General features: G+C 73.5%; 15 protein-coding genes and 1 pseudogene. 7 read left to right on the forward strand and 9 right to left on the reverse strand.

The genetic code is table 11. From position 1 onward, the window contains the following. Window positions 1-28 precede the first annotated feature (28 nt). A complete protein-coding gene (locus tag OG852_RS12425) occupies window positions 29-838 on the reverse strand; it encodes a GntR family transcriptional regulator (RefSeq protein ID WP_133914489.1) in 810 nt (269 codons plus the stop codon). Window positions 839-1,010: 172 nt separating this feature from the next. On the opposite strand from OG852_RS12425, the gene OG852_RS12430 reads away from it, so the two are divergent. After that, the gene (locus OG852_RS12430; protein ID WP_133914490.1) at window positions 1,011-1,859 is read left to right on the forward strand and encodes a (2Fe-2S)-binding protein; all 849 of its coding nucleotides are present in this window, start codon (window positions 1,011-1,013) and stop codon (window positions 1,857-1,859) included. 312 nt (window positions 1,860-2,171) lie between these two features. Next, window positions 2,172-3,251: a DUF2637 domain-containing protein gene (locus OG852_RS12435; RefSeq protein WP_133914491.1), complete on the forward strand. Its 1,080-nt coding sequence runs from the start codon at window positions 2,172-2,174 to the stop codon at window positions 3,249-3,251. A 98-nt stretch (window positions 3,252-3,349) separates the two neighbouring features. Here OG852_RS12435 and OG852_RS12440 read toward each other — a convergent pair whose 3' ends face one another. Continuing rightward, a complete protein-coding gene (locus OG852_RS12440; RefSeq protein WP_133914492.1) occupies window positions 3,350-3,829 on the reverse strand; it encodes an ATP-binding protein in 480 nt (159 codons plus the stop codon). A 395-nt stretch (window positions 3,830-4,224) separates the two neighbouring features. Further along, complete coding sequence (locus OG852_RS12445) at window positions 4,225-5,715, reverse strand: PP2C family serine/threonine-protein phosphatase (RefSeq protein WP_330347958.1); 1,491 nt, start codon at window positions 5,713-5,715, stop codon at window positions 4,225-4,227. Between the two features lie 267 nt (window positions 5,716-5,982). Between OG852_RS12445 and OG852_RS12450 the strand changes: the two genes are divergently transcribed. Further along, window positions 5,983-6,786, forward strand: coding sequence for a LuxR family transcriptional regulator (locus OG852_RS12450; protein WP_330347959.1), 804 nt, complete (start codon window positions 5,983-5,985; stop codon window positions 6,784-6,786). A gap of 36 nt (window positions 6,787-6,822) precedes the next feature. After that, a complete protein-coding gene (locus tag OG852_RS12455; protein ID WP_133914495.1) occupies window positions 6,823-7,305 on the forward strand; it encodes a DUF456 domain-containing protein in 483 nt (160 codons plus the stop codon). Window positions 7,306-7,338: 33 nt separating this feature from the next. Here OG852_RS12455 and OG852_RS12460 read toward each other — a convergent pair. The 6 genes and pseudogenes from OG852_RS12460 to OG852_RS12485 form a co-directional block, all read right to left on the reverse strand. Further along, window positions 7,339-7,491 (reverse strand): annotated as a pseudogene (locus OG852_RS12460) (SAM-dependent methyltransferase); the annotation flags it as partial. Window positions 7,492-7,834: 343 nt separating this feature from the next. Further along, entirely contained in the window at window positions 7,835-8,332 is a 498-nt protein-coding gene (locus tag OG852_RS12465; protein ID WP_133914496.1) for a methylated-DNA--[protein]-cysteine S-methyltransferase, read from the reverse strand. Continuing rightward, window positions 8,329-9,726 (reverse strand): bifunctional transcriptional activator/DNA repair enzyme AdaA, encoded by a 1,398-nt coding sequence (locus OG852_RS12470; RefSeq protein ID WP_330347960.1) that lies wholly within the window; start codon window positions 9,724-9,726, stop codon window positions 8,329-8,331. Before OG852_RS12470 ends, OG852_RS12465 begins: the two co-directional genes overlap by 4 nt. A 97-nt stretch (window positions 9,727-9,823) precedes the next feature. Continuing rightward, window positions 9,824-10,993: a ribosome small subunit-dependent GTPase A gene (rsgA, locus tag OG852_RS12475; protein ID WP_133914498.1), complete on the reverse strand. Its 1,170-nt coding sequence runs from the start codon at window positions 10,991-10,993 to the stop codon at window positions 9,824-9,826. 286 nt (window positions 10,994-11,279) lie between these two features. Further along, window positions 11,280-12,788 carry a cellulose binding domain-containing protein gene (locus OG852_RS12480; RefSeq protein ID WP_133914499.1) on the reverse strand — a complete coding sequence of 503 codons (1,509 nt, stop codon included), beginning with the start codon at window positions 12,786-12,788 and terminating at the stop codon, window positions 11,280-11,282. Between the two features lie 215 nt (window positions 12,789-13,003). Next, on the reverse strand, window positions 13,004-14,323 hold the full coding sequence (locus OG852_RS12485; RefSeq protein ID WP_330347961.1) for a radical SAM protein: 1,320 nt from the start codon (window positions 14,321-14,323) through the stop codon (window positions 13,004-13,006). Between the two features lie 149 nt (window positions 14,324-14,472). Here OG852_RS12485 and OG852_RS12490 point away from each other — a divergent pair, with 149 nt between their 5' ends. The 3 genes from OG852_RS12490 (at window position 14,473) to OG852_RS12500 (ending at window position 18,821) form a co-directional block, all read left to right on the forward strand. Then, window positions 14,473-15,885, forward strand: a complete 1,413-nt coding sequence (locus OG852_RS12490) for an FAD-binding protein (RefSeq protein ID WP_330347962.1) — start codon at window positions 14,473-14,475, stop codon at window positions 15,883-15,885. 147 nt (window positions 15,886-16,032) lie between these two features. Then, entirely contained in the window at window positions 16,033-17,280 is a 1,248-nt protein-coding gene (locus tag OG852_RS12495; protein ID WP_330347963.1) for an ROK family transcriptional regulator, read from the forward strand. Window positions 17,281-17,555: 275 nt separating this feature from the next. Further along, on the forward strand, window positions 17,556-18,821 hold the full coding sequence (locus tag OG852_RS12500; protein ID WP_133914503.1) for an ABC transporter substrate-binding protein: 1,266 nt from the start codon (window positions 17,556-17,558) through the stop codon (window positions 18,819-18,821). Window positions 18,822-18,826 lie beyond the last annotated feature (5 nt).

The following is an 18,826-nucleotide window of genomic DNA, read 5'->3' on the forward strand; positions in this document are numbered from 1 at the left end:
CCCACGGCCCCGGGCGGCGGCCCTCCGCTCAGGCCGCGCCGGCGAAGTGCTTGCGCACCAGCGTCTGGACCGCCTCCGGTTCCCCCGCGCACAGGGCGTCCAGCAGGGCGAGGTGTTCCATGGCGTCGGCGAGGAGGTCGGCGCGGCCGCGGGAGGCCGGGGAGCCGACCAGGGGCCACTGGGCGCGGCGGTGCAGGTCCTCGGCGACGGCGACGAGTTGTTCGTTGCCGGCGAGGGCGAGCAGGGCCCGGTGGAAGACGCGGTCCGCGTCGGCGTACGTGGCCCGGCAGCCGGAGTGGGCCGCGCGGACCGTCGCCTCGGCGAGCGGCCGCAGCTCCGTCCAGCGCTCGGCGGGCACGGTGCGGGCCAGCCGCTGCATCACGGGCACCTCGATCAGCGCCCGTACCTCGGCCAGCTCGGCGAGTTCCCGCGCGCCCCGCTCGACGACCCGGAACCCCCGGTTGGGCACGACCTCGACGGCGCCCTCCATCGCGAGCTGCTGCATCGCCTCGCGCACCGGGGTCGCCGAGACCCCGAAGCGCTCGCCGAGGACCGGCGCCGAGTACACCTCGCCCGGGCGCAGTTCGCCGGAGACCAGCGCGGTGCGCAGCGCGTCGAGGATCTGCCCGCGCACGGAGGCCCGCTGGACGACGGGCCTCGGGCGCGGCAGGGGGGTCTCGCTGTGGGTGTGCTCCCCGCGGGCGGCGCCCCGCGGACCGCACGGTTCCCGGTCCAGTTCCCGGGAGGAGACGGACCGCTGCTGGGCCGGGACGCGCGCCGGAGCGGGGTCCTCCTGGGGAGTCCCCGTCCCGGCGGAGCCGTGCGTGCCCTGCTTCACGGGTCCTCCTGGCGGACGTGTCGGTACTTGGGGAGATTACGGCGGGTTGTTACTCGCCCGTCAAGAACCATAGGCGCACTGGCCGTCAGTTCAAATCCCGGCCATAGTGAGTAAGGTTAGGCTTACCTTTCAATCATGTCCCTTGCCTCACTCCTGGAACGGTGGTCCCGGCATGCCTTCAGCCCCGTCGGTCACAGCGGAGTCCTACGCCCGCCTCACCGAGGCCTACCCGGGCCTGACCGTCACGGAACTGGCACCCGGCACGCCGGCACCGGTGGGCGGCGGCTGGGTCACGGCGGCCGAACTCGCCGCGGGCGGCACCGCCCTGGACGCCTTCCTGGCCTGGGACGACGCCCAGGTCGTCCGGGACTACGGGCAGCGGGCGCGCCCCGACGTGATCGCGAGCTTCGGACTGCACCGGTACGCCTGGCCGGCCTGCCTGCTGATCACCGTGCCCTGGTTCCTGCACCGCAGGGTGCCCCGCCACCCCGTGACGCACGTCTCCTACGACCGCACCGGCGACGGCATGCGGATGGCCGTGCGCGCGCCGTCGTCGTTCGCCTGTCTGCCCGGTGACCCGGCGGCCGGGCTGCCCGGCGCCCGGGTGGTGCCGGACGAGGAGGCGCTGCGGGCCGAGGTGCGGGCGGCGGTGGCCGAACACCACGAACCGCTGCTCGCCGGGTTCGGGCCGCGGGCGCGGCGGCGGGGGCGCGCCCTGTGGGGCATGGTGACCGACGAGATCGTCGAGGGCCTGTGGTACGTCGCCCATCTGTTCGGCGACGGCGAGCAGGAGCGGGCGCGGCGGGAACTGGAGCTGCTGCTGCCGGGCGCCACCAAGCCGTACGTCGGCTCGGCCGCCTTCCGTGAACTGACCGGTCCGGACGGGGATCCGCTGCCCACCCGGGACCGGGCGAGCTGCTGCATGTTCTACACGGTGCGCCCCGAGGACACCTGCGCCACCTGCCCGCGCACCTGTGACGCGGAGCGGGTCGGCCGGCTCACCGCGGCCGCCGCGGGCTGAGACGCCCTCAGGCACCCCCGGGGGAACGGCCGATATGTGCTTGACGTAAGATCACCCGGACGAGACTCCCCTACGGTTACAGCTGATTCACAATTTCCTCACCCGCCGCGGGAACTTTCCGCGGAACCACCCGTACGGGTAGTCTTGTTCGAACTCAACTCCCGCCCCTCAAGCGGCAGTTCGAGCTAGAACGTCGCCCTGGGCATCCCCTTGCACCTCCTTGGCGGCCTCTTGCCCCGAAACCCCCTGAGGGACGGCGGGAGTGGGCCACTATGGCGGGCGTTACGCCCTATCCCAATGCAAGGGACCCAGATGAGACTGACCGACATATCGCTGAACTGGCTGCTTCCGGGCGCCGTACTGCTCCTGGGCATGCTGGCGGCGGTGGCGGTGCTCGCGCGGAGCAAGCGGTCCGGGGAGCACGCCAAGACGACGGACGACTCCTGGGAGCGCAGCGAGGAGCGCCGCAGGCGCAAGGAGGCCATATACGGCACCGCCTCCTATGTCCTGCTGTTCTGCTGTGCGGCCGTCGCCGCCGCGCTCTCCTTCCACGGTCTGGTCGGCTTCGGCGAACAGAACCTCGGCCTCTCCGGCGGCTGGGAGTACCTGGTGCCGTTCGGCCTGGACGGCGCGGCGATGTTCTGCTCCGTCCTCGCGGTGCGCGAGGCCAGCCACGGTGACGCGGCCCTCGGCTCCCGGATACTCGTGTGGACGTTCGCCGGCGCCGCGGCCTGGTTCAACTGGGTCCACGCGCCCAGGGGTCTGAGCCACGCGGGCGCCCCGCACTTCTTCGCCGGCATGTCGCTCTCCGCGGCGGTGCTGTTCGACCGGGCCCTGAAGCAGACCCGCCGTGCCGCGCTGCGCGAGCAGGGCCTGGTGCCCCGTCCGCTGCCGCAGATCCGTGTGGTGCGCTGGCTGCGGGCCCCCCGCGAGACCTACAAGGCCTGGTCGCTGATGCTCCTCGAGAACGTGCGCAGCCTGGACGAGGCCGTCGAGGAGGTCCGCGACGACAAGGCGCGCAAGGAGGAGGCCAAGCTGCGCCGCCGCGAGGAGCAGCGCCTGGAGCGGGCCCAGCTCAAGGCGATCAGCCGCGGTCACGGCCGCTGGCCCGGTCGCGGTGGCGGCGGTGGCGGCGGTGGCCGCCAGCTCGAGCCCGGTCAGGCGGCGGCTCTGGAGCCGGCCACGGCCACGGCCGAGCGGGTCTCCGCGGAGCCTGCCATAGCGGGCGCGCCCGAGCAGCTTCCGGTCCGTCAGCGGCCCTCGCTGCAGCCCGTCCGTCAGTCCTCCGACGCGTACTCCGTCGACCTCACGGCCGAGGACGACACCATGGCCCTGCCGCGCCTGGACTCCCTGGAGCGCAAGCTCAAGGACCTGGAGCAGCAGTTCGGCTGATCTCCCGGGTCCGGCCGACGGCCGGCGGGTGACACCACGGGAAGGGGGCGCGACCATCACGGTCGCGCCCCCTTCCCGTTGCCTCGCACTGCTGTGTCTCAGGCCGCCCCGGCGGCCAGTTCGAACCAGACGACCTTCCCGGCGCCCTGCGCCCGGACCCCCCAGGAGTCCGCGAGGGACTGCACCAGGACCAGGCCCCGGCCGTGCGTGCCGTCGTCGGTGTTCGGCACGGTCGGTCGCGGGCGGCCCGGCACCGAGTCCCGCACCTCCACCCGCAGGCCCGCCGGTGACACGGTGGCCGTCAGGACCGCGTCGTCGTCGGTGTGTACGAGTGCGTTGGTGACGAGCTCACTGGTCAGCAGTTCCGCCGTCTCCGAGCGGCCCGGCTTCCCCCAGCCCTGGAGCAGCTCGCGCAGCGCGCGGCGCGCCTCGGGCACCGCCCGCAGGTCCGCCCGTCCGAGTCTGCGATTGAGCTGCGCGTCGACGGTGTCGTCCCCTTCCGCGCTCTCCGTGTCCCGCTCTGCCGCCGAGGTGCCCGCGATCGCCGTCCGACCGCTGCCCCGTGCCTGCCTCTTCATGACCCCCGCCCGCGTGCCGATGTCGGTTCCCCTCCTGCTCGAACACGTTCACGGGGATCCATGCCCGGTCGGCACGGCGCCAGTCATGTCGAATCGTCCACGCCCGGGTGTTCGGCCATGTTCGAGGGGGCGCACAAGCGGCCGGCCGGACCGCGCCCCCCGTGCGCGGTCCGGCCGGATCACCAGGGGCGGCGCCCGTTTCCGTAGCGTACGGACCCGGTTACCGTGCGGTGGTGACGCGGTACGACGGCACAGCCGCGCCCGAGAAGGGCGTACGCCCGCGCGGCCCGCCGGCCGCCCCCGCACGGGCCCGCTTCCCGGCCCCCGTCGAAGTTGGCCGGAATGCATCGCCTCCGCAGGGCCTCGATCCCTCCACAGTGGCCGCGCCGGTCCGCTCACGCCTCCCAGACGGCGGCCGCCGTACGGTCGTCCGCGTAGCCCTTGACCCGGACCTGGGTGTCGGCGAGGAACGCGGCGAGGCCGGGCGGGGCCGGGTCCGACCAGCGTTCCCCGAGGTGGGCGAAGAGCGCGGGCTCGCCGCGCAGGGGGTCGGCGAGGCCGCCCGTGCACATCAGCAGGGTGTCACCCGGCCGGGCCACGGAGGCCCGGAACCGGAAGGGGTCGCGGGGCGGCTCGGGGGCCGGTGCGTAGGGGCTCGGCGGGGTGGGGACGCCGAAGTCCATGGTGAGCCGGTCGCCCTCGGGCGTCTCCGCGGGCAGCGCGCCGAACCCGACGACGGGCTCGCCGGCGATCTCGCCGACCCTCGGTTCGAGGTCCTGCCACTCCCCTCCGCGCAGCCGGAACAGGCCGCCGGCGCCCACCCCGAAGAACACCCGCGTCCGGCAGTCGGGGTCGGCGGGCAGCAGCAGACAGCGCAGGGTGGCCGTGTACGCGTCGGGCTCCAGGCCCTGTTCGGCGGCGCCGGCGCGGAGCCGGCCGAGGCTGCGGTCGGTCAGGCGGTGCAGCCCGGACTTCAGGTCGCCGCGCCGGGCCGCCCGCATGTCCTGCGCGAGCCGCACATGGCTGCGGCCCACGGCCCGCCCGATCCACCGGCACACCTCGGCGGCCGCCCGGTGCGCGCCCGGCGTGGCCCGTGCGCCGGTCGCCATCGCGACCAGCACCAGCGCGTGCTCGCCGGTGCCGAAACGGGCGATGAGCAGGGAGTCCCGGCGCGGCTCGCCCCGGTACCGCGCGGAGTCCCCGCGCACCGACACGGCCCTGAGCGCACAGGTGCCGTACCGGGCCCCGTCCAGCACGGTGTCCGCGACGAGGTCGTCCAGGGCGTCGGGGTCGGCGGTCGGCAGCGCGGTGGGCTCGGCGTCGTAGGTCGGCGGCCGCGACCCGACGTACCCCGGCGCGTCGTCGAACGGGACGGGCAGATCGAGAGCGGTGGGAGGGGGTGCGGGATCCGGCGCGGTGTCGGCCCGGGGGACGACGGTTCCGCTGGTGGAGGCGGTGGGGGCGGGGGTGGCGGGGGCGGCTGCGCCGCTCGTCGAAGGGGTGGGTGGCGACGGCGGAGTCGGCTCGGTCCCCGTGGCCGGTGCCGGTGCGGGACCTGCGGTCGGCGGGGGCGTGGGGGCCGGGGTGGGGGGTGTCGCGGGGCGGGGTGGGGGGAGCGGTGTGCCGGGGGGTGCCGGGGCCGTGGCCGCGTCGTCGGCGAGCCACCAGTCGGTCCGCGCGTCCGCCGCCGCGCGGTCCGGCTCCGTGCGCTGCGGTGGGACCGTGTCCGACGGACCCGCCGTGCGCACCGCTCCCGCCGCCGAGGCGAAGCGGTCGTCGAGGGAGTCCGCGGTGGGCGCGGGGCCCGTGTCCGCGGTGGAGTCGTCGTACAGCTGCCCCCACCAGTCGTCCTCGGGACCGGTGGGCCTTCCCCCCTGCTGGCTCATGCCCCCAATTGTCCACCGCACGGGCCGGATGGAAACGGGGCATCCGGAAAATGCCCCACCGTCGAAAGTCCGTACGAGCGCCCGGGGTGACGATCGCCCTGGATCGGCGCGCTGGATGATCAGTGCGTGATCGAAGTCTTCCCGCCGTGGCCACACCTTGGCAGAGTGACCCGCGGTACGGCGGCGATGCGCGACGGCGGGTTCACGCCGTGACCGCTTCCCGCCACCCCCTGGGACGCCCGGACGCCGGAGGAGGGACCGCACCCGATGCTGGGAGCGAGGGGACTCGACGAGACGCACGAGTCCGCCTACCGGGCGCCGGTGGCGGTGGGCGCCGCCGACGTACCCGATCCGGCGCGCCGGCCGGCCCTCGGCGAGGACGACACCGAGCGCGCCCCGGTCGAGGTGGTGACGGGGGCGGCGGCGGTGTCCCGGCGGTTCCTTCAGCTGCGGCTCGGCGCGAGCGACGAGGTGTGTGCGCTGGTGACCGCCACCCCGTCGGCCGTGACCGGGGTGGAGAGCGACGCGGTGGAGCGGGCGGCCGAGCGCGGGGTGCGCCACCGCGTCGTCCTGGAGCGGAGGGTCCTCCACCGGCCGGGCGGCATGACGGGGCTGGCCGCCGTGCTCGGCCGCGACGAGCAGGTGCGGGTGGTGGAGCGGGTGCCGACGGAGCTGGTCGTGGCCGACCGCTCGCTCGCCCTGGTCCCGCTCACCGGCCGCTCGGCGGAGCCCGCCGCGCTGGTGGTGCGCGCGAGCGGGCTGCTGGAGCTGCTGGCGGGGCTGTTCGAGTCGGTGTGGCGGGACGCGCTGCCGCTCGGGCTGGGCACGGACGGCGTGGTGGAGCAGGGCCCGGCCGGCCCCGACGCCACCGACCTGGAGATCCTCTCCCTGCTGCTGGCGGGGTTCACCGACGCGAGCGTGGCCAAACAGCTCGACCTGGGCCTGCGGACCGTACAGCGCCGGGTGAAGGGGCTGATGGAGCTGACGGGGGTGTCGACCCGGCTCCAGCTCGGCTGGGTCGCCCACGAACGCGGCTGGGCGACCGGTCGACGGTCACCGCGAACCTCTTGACCTGCGGGTTCCCCGCGACTCCGGCACTCTGGGCAGATGGGAGCGTGGGAACTCCTGCTGGTGGGTCTGGTGATCCTGCTCGGCCTGTGCGGAGTGCTGGTGCCGGGGGTGCCGGGCTCATGGCTGGTGTGGTCCGCGGTCCTGTGGTGGGCGCTGAAGGATCCGCAGCCGGTCGCCTGGTGGGTGCTCGTGGGCGCCACCGTCGCGCTGTTCCTGAGCCAGGTGGTGCGCTGGGCCCTGCCGCCCCGCCGGCTGCGGGAGAGCGGCGCGACGCCCCGGATGGCGGTGTACGCCGGCGTCGGCGCGCTCCTCGGCTTCTTCCTGGTGCCCGTGCTCGGCGCGATCCCCGGCTTCATGGGCGGCGTCTATCTCTGCGAGCGTCTCCGTCTGGGCCGGCACGGCGAGGCCCGCGCGGCCCTGCGCAGGGCCATGCGCTCCGGCGGCTCCAGCGTCTGCACCGAACTGTTCACCTGCCTGCTGATCATGGGCGCCTGGCTGGGTGCGGTGCTGTGGGGCTGAGCCCGCCCCGCCCCGCCGCGCACCCCACCGGGCTCACCCGTCGCGGCGGAACAGCGCCGTCCAGAGGAAGGACTCCCCGAAGCACGGAGACTCGGGCCCCTGCTCCCGCATCCCGCGCAGCTCGATCTCCCGCAGATCGCCGAAGATCCGGCGCAGGGACTCGGGCGTGTAGGCGAGGCCGCCCTCGGTCACCTCGCCCTCTCCTGCGTCGCCGCCGGCCGGATGGGCTCGGAACTCCCCGACGAGGCCTTCTACCGGCGCTCCCGTCTGGCCTCAGCACGTCGTCGACGGTACGAATGTGACGACCCGTCATGTCCCCTCCCCGGAGCCTTCTTCCGCTGCGGCGACGATAGGCGCGGCGGGCACGAAAGACCAGCTCAGGACGGGGACGGGAAGGGCGTGTGCAACCGGGTGACGGGACCGGAGGCACCGGGGCGCGGGACTGCCCACGCCGGACGCGGGAAGGTCCCCGGCACCCGGCGGACGGCCGTCACGGGGCCGTTCCGGACGCAGCCGCCCCCTGTTTTTCTCACGGCCGCACGCCCTCCAGCTCCAGCAGCCGGATCTTGCGCTCCAGGCCCCCCGCGTACCCCGTGAGGGAGCCGTCCGCGCCGATCACCCGGTGGCAGGGGCGCAGGATCAGCAGCGGATTGGCGCCGATCGCCCCGCCGACGGCCCGTACGGCCGCGCGGGGGGCTCCGATGCGGGCCGCGATCTCGCCGTACGTCGTCGTCGCCCCGTAGGGGACGGTGTCGAGGGCGGCCCAGACGCGCTCGCGGAACGCCGTGCCCTCGGCGCGCAGCTCCAGCCGGAACTCCTTCAGCTCTCCGGCGAAGTAGGCGGCGAGCTGTTCCCCGGCGGCGCGGAAGGGCCCGGGGTCGTGCCGCAGGCCGTCCGGGAGGGTGCGTCCGCCCTTCTGTCCCTCGACCGAGAGCGAGGTCAGGGCGCCGTCGGGCGCGGCGGTCAGCAGCAGGGGGCCGAGCGGGCCGTCGACGCTGGTCCAGTACAGGGGCTCGGTGCCGGTCATCGCGTTTCCTTCGCTGCGCGCAGGTGGTGAAGGGCGTACGTCCGCCAGGGACGCCAGGTGTCGGGTACGTCCGCGCCGGGCGGCGCCACGTCGGGGTCGCCGAGGGCACGCGCCCTGATCGCCGCCACGGTACGGCCGTCCAGACCGGGTACGGCGCGCAGGGCGGCCTCGGCGTCGTCGCGGTCGGCGCCCGGGTCGAGGCGGACGCGGCCGTCCGCGAGGGCGACGGCGAGCGGACCGACGGCCTCCGTCAGGGCGGCCGGTTCCGGGAAGAGATGGGTGAGGCTCCCGCAGGGCGCGTCGAGGGCCTTGCCGTGGGCGCGGACGAGCCGCTCGGCCTGCGCCCGGCCCACCAGGGCCCGTACGGCGTACTCCTCGGGGTCGGCGGCCCCCGGCGCGCGCAGCCCGGGCCGGGCGGCGACCAGCGCGGCGAGCACCGGGTCGGTGCCGAGGCGCTCGTCGACGGCGTACGGGTCGGCGTCGAGGTCGAACAGCCGGCGCAGCCGCTGGACGGCGGTGGTGAGGTCGCGCGGGTCGGTGAGGCGCAGCCGGGCGTCGAGCCAGCCGCCGGGGTGGAGGGCGCCGGCCCGGCCCGGGGTGCCCGGGCGCTCGTCGACGGCGACGATCCCGGTGCCGTGCGGGAGACGGAGCGTCCGGCGGTACGTCCGTCCGCCGACCGGTCCGCTCACCTCCTCCACCCCGGCCACTGCCTCCCGCTCCAGCAGATCGAAGACCGGCCCCGTCCGGTAGGGGCCGCGGTGGGCGAGCCGCAGCGGGATCCCCGCGGCCGGGCCGGCCGTACGGCGGGAGGTGCGCACGGCGGCCCGCAACTCGGTCGGGGTCGCCGCGTACACGGCGCGGATCGTGTCGTTGAACTGGCGCACGCTGGCGAACCCGGACGCGAAGGCGATCTCCGTGACCGGCAGCCCGGTCGTGCGGAGCAGCACCCGCGCGGTGTGGGCGCGCTGGGCGCGGGCGAGGGCGACGGGGCCCGCGCCGAGTTCGGCGGTGAGCTGCCGCTGCACCTGGCGGGCGCTGTAGCCGAGCCGTACGGCGAGCCCGGCGACGCCCTCCCGGTCCACGACGCCGTCGCCGATCAGCCGCATGGCCCGGCCCACCACGTCGGCGCGTACGTTCCAGTCGGCGGAGCCCGGCACGGCGTCCGGGCGGCACCGCCGGCAGGCCCGGAAACCGGAGCCCTGCGCGGCGGCGGCCGTGGTGAAGAAGCGCACGTTGTGCCGCTTCGGGGTGACGGCGGGGCAGCTGGGCCGGCAGTAGATGCCGGTCGTCTCGACGGCGAAGAAGAACGCGCCGTCGAACCGGGCGTCCCGGCTGCGCACCGCCTCGTAGCGCGTGTCGTACGCGCTGTCGTCCCTGGTGTCCTGTCCCGTCATGCCCTCCAGTCTTCGCCCGGGACGGGAACCTCGCTGGCGGAAATCGGACGTGACGGTGATCGGCGCAACCGGCCGGGCCGTGAGGGACGCGCAGGGGTCACCTGGGCGGGGCGGGCTGCCAGGGGCCGCGTCCCCGCTTCGCGTCCCCGGCCGCCCGGCCCTCGGCCTTCTTGCGTTTCCAGTCCTGGCGGATGTCCGCCCGGACCCGGGCGTCGGACTTGGCGACGATCCACTGGTTCTCCCGGACCAGCTTGCGGTAACTGTCCAGCCGGCGCGGGGCCAGCTCCCCGTCCTCGACGGCGGCCCGCACCGCGCACCCCGGTTCCGCGTCGTGCGCGCAGTCGTGGAACCGGCAGCCGCGGGCGAGCTCCTCGATCTCCGAGAAGACCTGCCCGACCCCGTCGCCCGCGTCCCACAGGCCGACCCCGCGCAGTCCGGGCGTGTCGACGATGACGCCGCCGCCGGGCCGCGGCAGCAGATTGCGGGTGGTCGTGGTGTGCCGGCCCTTGCCGTCCAGGTCACGGGTGGCCTGGACGTCCATCACCTCGGCGCCCACGAGCGCGTTCGCGAGGGTGGACTTGCCGGCTCCGGACGCGCCGAGCAGTACGGCCGTGCCCCGCCCGAGGAGCGCGGCGAGCTCCTCGACGCCCACGCCGTCGCGGGCCCGGACGGGGAGCACCGGCACACCGGGGGCGCTGTTCTCGACGTCCTGGACGAGATGCGCCAGCACGACCGGGTCGGGCACCAGGTCGGCCTTGGTGAGCACGAGGACGGGCCGGGCGCCGGACTCCCAGGCCAGCGCCAGGAACCGTTCGACGCGGCCGAGGTCGAGTTCCACGGCCAGGGAGATCGCGACGACGGCGTGGTCGACGTTGGCGGCGAGGATCTGTCCCTCGGACCGCTTGGAGGAGGTGGAGCGGACGAACGCGGTACGGCGCGGCAGCAGGGTCCGTACGTACCGCGGGTCGGCGCCCTCGGGGTCGAGGGCGACCCAGTCGCCGGTGCAGACGACCTTCATCGGGTCGTGGGGGACGACGAACTCGGTGTCGGCACGGACCGTACCGGCCGCCGTGACCACATCGCACAGACCGCGGTCGACCCGTACGACCCGGCCGGGCACCAGCCCCCGCTCGGCGTGGGGGACGAACGCGGCCGCCCACTCCTCGTCCCATCCGAGGACGGCGAGCGGGTGCGACGACGCGCATGCGGCGGATGCATCGGATGCCGCGCCTGCGGCGGACGCGGCGGATGCGGCGGATTCAGGCAAGGATGCTGACGAAGCGTCGGAAGGACGGGAAAGAGGCAAGGGAAACCCTTCACAGGGCGGCCCCGGCGGCACGCACGCACGCACGCGCGAAGAGGTCGGTTGGTCAGCCGGAGACCGCGGGGGTGAGCTGGACGATCGTCTGGCCGCGTCGAGCGGCCCCGGTGCCGGTGACAGTCATCGGTCGCACCTCCCCGTTCCTCTGGGTTCCCGTACGTCTCTCGTACGACTCCGTCAGGCTAGGAGTACCTGACGGAGGACGCCACTTGTTTTTCCCGCGGACGGGCGCTCAGGAGCCCGCGCACTCCTGACCGTTGAGCGTGAAGCCGGACGGTGCCGTGTTGGTGTCCTGCCAGGAGGCGAGGAAACCGAAGGTGACGGTGGAGCCGGCGGTGACGGAGCGGTTGTAGTCGGCGGCGGTCGCGGTGACGCGGGAGCCCCGCTGGGCGACGCTCGCGTCCCACATCTGGTCGACGTGCTGCCCGTCCTCGAAGGACCAGGCGACCCGCCAGGACTCCAGGGCGGTGGGCGAGGTGAACGTCACGCTGGCCTGGAAGCCGTCGGGCCACTGGTTGACGAGCTCGTAGCGGACCTCGCAGACCGTCGCGTGCCCGCTGTCGCCGCCGCCGGTGCCGGCGGTGGACGAGGAGGTGCCCTGGGGTTCGGGGTCGGGCTTCTCGTCGCCGTTCGCGCCGGTGCCCGGCGTGTCGCTGCCGGACGGCGCCGGGGACGCCGACGACGGCTGGGCCGAGGTCGAGGTCTTGGGCGCGGCGGAGGACGGCACGCCGGAGCCGGGGCCGGCCACCGGGCTGCTGTCCGTGGGGAGGTTCTGCGCGCCGGTGCCCGTGCCGCCGTCGCCGCCGAACGGCATCAGCGACGCGGCGAGCGCGAGCCCGGAGACCAGGACGGCGGCGGCGAGCAGCCCGTGGCGCCTCAGCCGCGCCCGGTGGGCCGCGGCCCGCTCCGCCTGACCCTCCGCGTCCGGCACGTCGGGCCGCCCGCCCGCGCCCAGGCGGACCTCGGCGGCACGCCGGCGGCGCTCCAGGTAGGCGAGACCGCCCCAGCCGATGACGCCGCCGGCCAGCGCGGCGGGCAGTCCGCCGCCGTGCAGCCGCAGACAGGCGGCGGCCTCGGCGCACTCCACGCAGGTGGCGAGGTGCCGGGACAGGTCGTCGGGCGTGTCGGCGCCGGGCGAGCGGGTGACGGCGTCGAGCAGCCGGACGTAGGAGCGGCACTCCGCGCTCATCGGCGTGTCGAGGTGGTTGCGGTGGCAGCGGTCGCGGAACAGACCGCGGACCGCGTTCAGTTCCTCGACGGAGGCGTCCGGGTCGAGGCCCTGGCGGCGGACGACGGAGCGCAGGGGAAGCGCCTCCACCTCCGCGAGCCACAGCAGGGTGGCGTCCGCCTCGCCCATGTCGCGCAGTCCGCGCAGGGCGATGGGGCGGCTCAGCGGCGGGCCCGAGTAGCGCCAGGCCTTGTCCGAGTTGAGCCACAGCCGCAGATCGGGGTCGAGTTTGTGGCCCTGGCCCTCGGCCTCCCAGGCGGCCGCCGTGTTGCGTACGGCGGTCAGCAGCAGGGGGATCCGGGGCAGCCGGGAGGAGCGACGGCCCGCACCGCGTGCGGTACCGTCCTCGGCGGCGCGGGCCTCGTGTATGCCCAGCGCGAACGCCTCGCGGGCGAGCTGGTTGGCCGCGGTCGAGCCGGACGTGCACAGGTCCGCGTACGACAGGACGGCGTCCCAGCACTCGGAGAACAGCGCGGCCTCCGCGGCGTCCTTCGGGGTCGGCAGGTCGGGCATGTGTCTCCTGCATCGCAATGCGAGGTCAACTCACCATGGCGGCAATGGAGTTGGGGGGAACCTCGCGGCAGACACCGAGGATTTCACGTTTCTCACACAACTGACAAGCGCCCTGTTCAGATGTCATGTAAGGACGTCCTGACAGGTGGGCCGCGCCCCAACTCCGCCCAGGAGTACGGACGCGGACCGCCCCGTGTTCAACGGCGGTGGCGGGACTATACGGCCGCCGTCTCCTGCGCCGGAAGACTGTCCATGAAGGAACTCACGGAGAACACCGCGCGGCCGGGTCCGGGCGGGCCGTAACCGGGGGGCGAGGACAGCCCGAACTCGTCCATCGTGGCGCGGTACGCCTCCAGCAGACGGATGTGGTACTCCAGCGGCGCGCCCTGCGGGTTGGCCTTGCCGAGCGGGGTGGTCGGCTCCGGGCACCAGGTGGTGAAGCGGGGCGTGATGCCCTGCGACATGAAGAAGCGCAGGCCCTCGGTGGTGGACGCGATCGCCTCGTCGACGGTGGTGAACCCGAACGGCTCGGCCATCTCCACGCCCGCCACGAAGTTGGGGATGACGTTGCGCGCGCCGAACACCTCGGCGGAGTCGAGGATCCGCCGGTGCCACTCGTCGCGGCCGACGTAACGCTCCTTGCCCGGGCAGTACATCTTGAAGAGGTACTCGTCCCACACCTCGTAGTTGGGGTGGTAGATCTGCACGCCGTAGTCCTTGAACCGCTGCACGTCGTCGCGCGGCAGCGCCTGGGCCACGACCTTGCCGATCCAGCGGCCCGGGAAACGCTCCTCGATGGCCTTGGCGTAGTGGCCGTAGAAGTCGGCCTCGTCGCGCCCGGAGACCGTCTTGGTGATGGCGCCGCCGGTGAGGGTGTAGGCGGTGGACGCCTTCGCGGTGTCGTACCTGTCGATGATCTCGAGGGCCTCCAGCACCTCCTCGACGTCCTTGACTCCTGTATACGGTCGACCGGCGGCCTTGTGCTGTCGCCAGTTGTGGTTGATGTCGCAGTACTGGCACTCCTCCTTGGCGCCGAAGTACTGGCACACCCGGAAGACCGTCAGATAGATGAGATAGCCCCACTGGATGGTGGGGGCGACCTCCATCACCGACTTCCCGTTGGAGAGCTTGTGCCGGTAGTACTCCGGCATGGGCGGCACACCGACGTCCGCGATGCGCGTGCCGTCGAGGTAGAGCCCGAGCAGCCCCTGGTCGTCGGCGGCCACCCGGTACGGCGAGGCCGGGTTCACCCGCACGGACACGACCGTGCGCCTGAGGTCGTACGGCCCGCCGGTCAGGATGATCTCCTCCGGCGGCCGGCGCAGCGCGGCCTCGCCCAGCTCGGGCAGGGTGCCGTGGTCGAAGGAGAAGATGAAGTACGACTTCGGCTTGACCTCGCCCGACTCGTTGTCGCTGAGGGCCGAGGCGTCGAAGGCCACTCCCCCGCGCAGCAGGTCCTCCTTGAAGACGGCCTCCCGCGGCACATGCGGAAACCGCTCCATCAGATCCTCGACCAGCGCGGTACGGCTGCCCATCCGTCTCTCCTCCCGGCTCAGGCGTACGACTCCTCACGGTATGCCCCCGGCGCCACGAGGGTGGGGGCGGGGGGCCTCGTGTTGCGGGCAGGGTAGGTTCGACCTGGGAATTCCGGGTTCTCGATCACCTCGAAAGGGCGGGCAGTCGTATGGGCGGGACCGTGACGGAGGGGCCGGGCCAGGACGAGACCGGGCAGGACGGGGCCGGGCAGGACGAGACCGGGCAGGACGGGGCCGGCCAGGACGGCGCCGGGCAGGACGGCGCCGGGCAGGACGGCGCCGGGCAGGACGGCGCCGCGGCGCGCCGTCGGCCGGCCGGGGGCAGGCCGTGGCGGAACTGGGCCGGGAACATCGTCTTCGCCGCCGGCGAGCTGCACCGGCCGCAGTCGCCCGACGCGCTGCGCGCGCTCGTGGCGGGCAGCGGGCGGGTGCGGGTGCTGGGCAGCGGGCACTCCTTCAACCGGATCGCCGAGCCGGGCGCCGACGGCGTGCTGGTGTCGCTGGACGCCCTGCCGGCCGAGATCGACGTGGACACGGCCGCCCGCACGGTGCGGGTCGGCGGCGGGGTGCGGTACGCGGCCCTGGCCCGGCGGGTGCACGAGCACGGACTCGCCCTGCCGAACATGGCCTCCCTCCCGCACATCTCCGTGGCCGGATCGGTCGCCACCGGCACCCACGGCTCCGGCGTGCGCAACGGCTCCCTCGCCTCGGCGGTACGGCAGGTGGAGATCGTCACGGCGGACGGCTCCACCGTCGTGATCGGCCGCGACGACGCACGCTTCGGCGGCGCGGTGACCTCTCTCGGCGCACTCGGCGTGGTCACCGCGCTCACCCTGGACCTGGAGCCCGCCTACGAGGTCGAACAGCATCTGTTCACCGAACTCCCCCTGGACGGGCTGGACTTCGAGACGGTGGCGGGGGCCGCGTACAGCGTGAGCCTGTTCACCGACTGGCGTGCGCCGGGCTTTCGGCAGGTGTGGCTGAAGCGGCGCACCGACGAGCCCCTCGCCGCGTTCCCCTGGGCCACGCCCGCCACCGAGGCCCTGCATCCGGTGCCGGGGATGCCGGCGGTCAACTGCACCGAGCAGTTCGGCGTGCCGGGGCCGTGGCACGAACGGCTGCCGCACTTCCGGGCGGAGTTCACGCCGAGCAGCGGGGAGGAGCTGCAGAGCGAGTATCTGCTGCCGCGGTCGGCGGCCGACGAAATGCTGTATGCAATCGACGGGATCCGGGAGACCGTCGCCGGTGTCCTGCAGACCTGCGAAGTGCGGACGGTATCCGCCGACGACCAGTGGCTCAGCCCCGCCCACGGCCGCGACACGGTCGCCGTGCACTTCACCTGGATCGCCGACACGCCGGCCGTACTGCCGGTGGTGCGGCAGGTGGAGGCCGCGCTGGAACCTTTCTCCCCGCGGCCGCACTGGGGAAAGGTGTTCGAGATCCCGGCCCCGGCGCTGCGCGAACGGTATCCCCGCGTCGAGGAGTTCGCGGCCCTCGTACGGGAGCTGGATCCCGCCGGGAAGTTCGCCAACGCCTTCGTACGGGACGTCCTGGGGACCTGAACGCGCCATACCGCGCCCGACGGCGTGGGGGACTTTATAAAGCCCCTTTCCTAACCCCTTGTCGAACGTCGTGCCACGCCATAGCCTGTCGCCGCGCCGGTGCCGTCGCCGCTACCGGCCTCGGTGCCGGAGGGCGAAGGGAGCTCGATGAAGCGCGGCACATCACGGGACATCCGCACCGCGAACCGCTACGAGGTGCTGCGCCAGATCATCGCCGCCTCGCCCACCTCCCGGCAGGAGCTGGCCGCCGCCACGGGGCTGTCCCTCGCCACGGTCGCCACCCTCGTCGGTGAGCTGCTCGACCTCCGTATGATCACGGAGGTCGGGTTCGAGGACTCGGCGGGCGGCCGCCCCCGGGGCCTCGTGGCCGTCAACGCGTCGGGGGGCGCGTTGATCGGCGTCGACATCGCGGAGACGTACGTCCATGTCGAGCTGTTCGACCTGGCGCTGAACGTGCTGGCCCGCGCCGAGGAGAACACACCGCCCGGCGAGAGCCGCCCGGCAGAGGTGGTCGGCCATGTCGCCGCGGCCGTCGGCTCGGTGGTCGCGCAGGCCGGGGTGGACGCGGCGCGGGTGCTCGGGGTCGGGGTGAGCGTGCCGGGGCAGGTGGACCGGGACACCGGCATCGCCGAGTACGCGCCCAACTGGGACTGGCACGACGTACCGTTGCTCGATCTGCTCTCCGAACACATCGCGTATCCCCTGTACCTGGACAATCCGCTGCGGGCCAGCGCGGTCGCCGAGCTGTGGTTCGGGGCGGCGCGCGGACACGGCGACGCGGTCGTGGTGAACCTCGGCACGGGCGTGGGCGCCGGTCTCGTCCTCGGCGGCGGTCTGCACCGGGGCGTCAGCAACAGCGCCGGCGAGTGGGGGCACACCACGCTCGTGCTCGACGGACGGCTGTGCCGCTGCGGCAACCACGGCTGTGTGGAGACCTACGTCGGCGCGCTCGGGATCATGCAGAATCTGCGGGAACTCAGCCCGCGGAGCGCTCTGTTGCACCCCGGCGACCAGACGGCGACCATCGACGCCCTGGCGGCCGGGGTCACCGCGGGGGAACCGGACGCCGTCAAGGTCGTACGGGACACGGCCCGATACCTCGGCGCGGCCGTCGCCGTCCTGGTCAACGTGCTCAATCCCGAGGTGGTCGTGCTGAGCAGCTGGGTCGCGGCCCGGCTCGGCGAGCCCCTCCTCGAGGAGGTGCGGGGGGCCGTCGCCCGGCACGCGCTGAAACGGCCGCTGGCCGCCAGCCGGATCGTCCTCTCGCCGATCCCCACCGACCCGGTCTGCCTGGGCGCGGCGACGTTCGCGCTCGAAGGGGCGCTGCAGTCGGTCGGGCAGCGGAGCACCAAGCGCACCGCCCCGGCCAGGAGCCGCACCGCGTCCGCCTCGTGAGCCGAGGGCCGCCGGCCCCTGACACCGGCGGCCCTCAACCCCCTTTTCCCACGCCCGCGTTACCCGTTCCCGGGCGCCCCACACCCCGTGCTGCGGCGTGCCCTCAAGGGCGTCCGTTCGTGATCCCGAACCGATCACAACGCTTCGAACAGACTTCGTCCAACCCCTTGCCGAAGCCTTAGCCGAAGGTTAACGTCCCGCTCCGCGACAGGAATTGAGCCACCTGACGCCGATCGGCAGAGCCGTAGCCGTACTTCGAGACAAGGACGTCCAGCATGTCGGCAATGAGCAACAGCAACTGGTCCCGCCGTTCCCTGTTCCGGGCCGCGGCGGGTATGGCCGCGGCCGGAACCCTGGCCGCCTGCGGCGGCAACAACGGGCGCGGCGGGAGCGGCGGCTCGGGCAAGAACCTCGTCCAGTACTTCCACGCGTACGGCGAGGCGGGTGTCGAGCAGGCCGTCAAGCGCTACGCGAAGGCCTACAAGGACGCCAATGTGACCACGCAGTGGATCACCGGCTCCCAGTTCGAGCAGAAGCTCTTCGCCGCGCTGCTCACCAAGAACGCGCCCGACGTCTTCGAGTTCCACCCGCAGATCCAGCTCGTCAAGAGCGGTCAGGTGGCCGACCTGACCGACATCATCGAGCCGGTCAAGGACGACTTCAACCCGGCCGACATCAAGTCGCACACGGTCGACGGGAAGATCTACGGGGTCCGGATGATCGACGACCCGCAGTTCTTCTTCTACCGGCCCTCGCTGTTCGAGAAGGCGAAGATCGAGGTGCCGCAGACGCTGGAGGAGCTGGTCGAGGCCGCCGCCAAGCTCAAGACCAGCAAGGTCAAGGGCGCCTTCCTCGGCAACGACCTCACCCCGGTGCAGAGCCCGCTGATCTGGTCGGCCGGCGCCGACACCCTCACCGAGGACCACAAGGTCGCCTTCAACACCGACGCGGTCGCCGAGGGCCTCAAGCAGCTGCGTGGCCTGTTCACCAGCGGCAACCTGCTCCTCGACGCCCCCGCCGACTGGTGGGACCCGTCGGCGTTCACCCAGGGCCTGACCGCGATCCAGTGGTGCGGCATGTGGGCCATGCCGGCCATGCAGCAGGCGCTCGGCGACGACATCGGCATCTTCCCGTTCCCGAAGGTCGGTTCCGCGGGCAAGCAGTCGGTCACCAACGGCGGTTGGTCGATGTTCGTCAACGCCAAGGGCGACAACGTCGAGGCGGCCAAGGAATACGTCAAGTGGCTGTGGATCGAGCAGAAGCAGTACCAGGAGGACTTCGCCACCTCCTACGGCTTCCACATCCCGCCGCGCACCTCGATCGCCCAGTCCGCGACCAAGCTGAAGTCCGGCCTCCCGGCCGAGGGCGTGAAGCTCTTCAACGAGTTCGGCCACTTCGACAACATCGGCTGGACGCAGGCCATGATCTCCTCGATCAACGACGTGATGGCCAACTCCGTCCGTAAGAACGGCGACCCGAAGGCCCAGCTCGACGCCGCCGAGAAGAAGGTCGACGCCGAGCTCAAGAAGCTGTTCGGTTAGGCCGC

The sequence above is a fragment of the Streptomyces sp. NBC_00582 genome, from assembly GCF_036345155.1.
Taxonomy (GTDB): domain Bacteria; phylum Actinomycetota; class Actinomycetes; order Streptomycetales; family Streptomycetaceae; genus Streptomyces.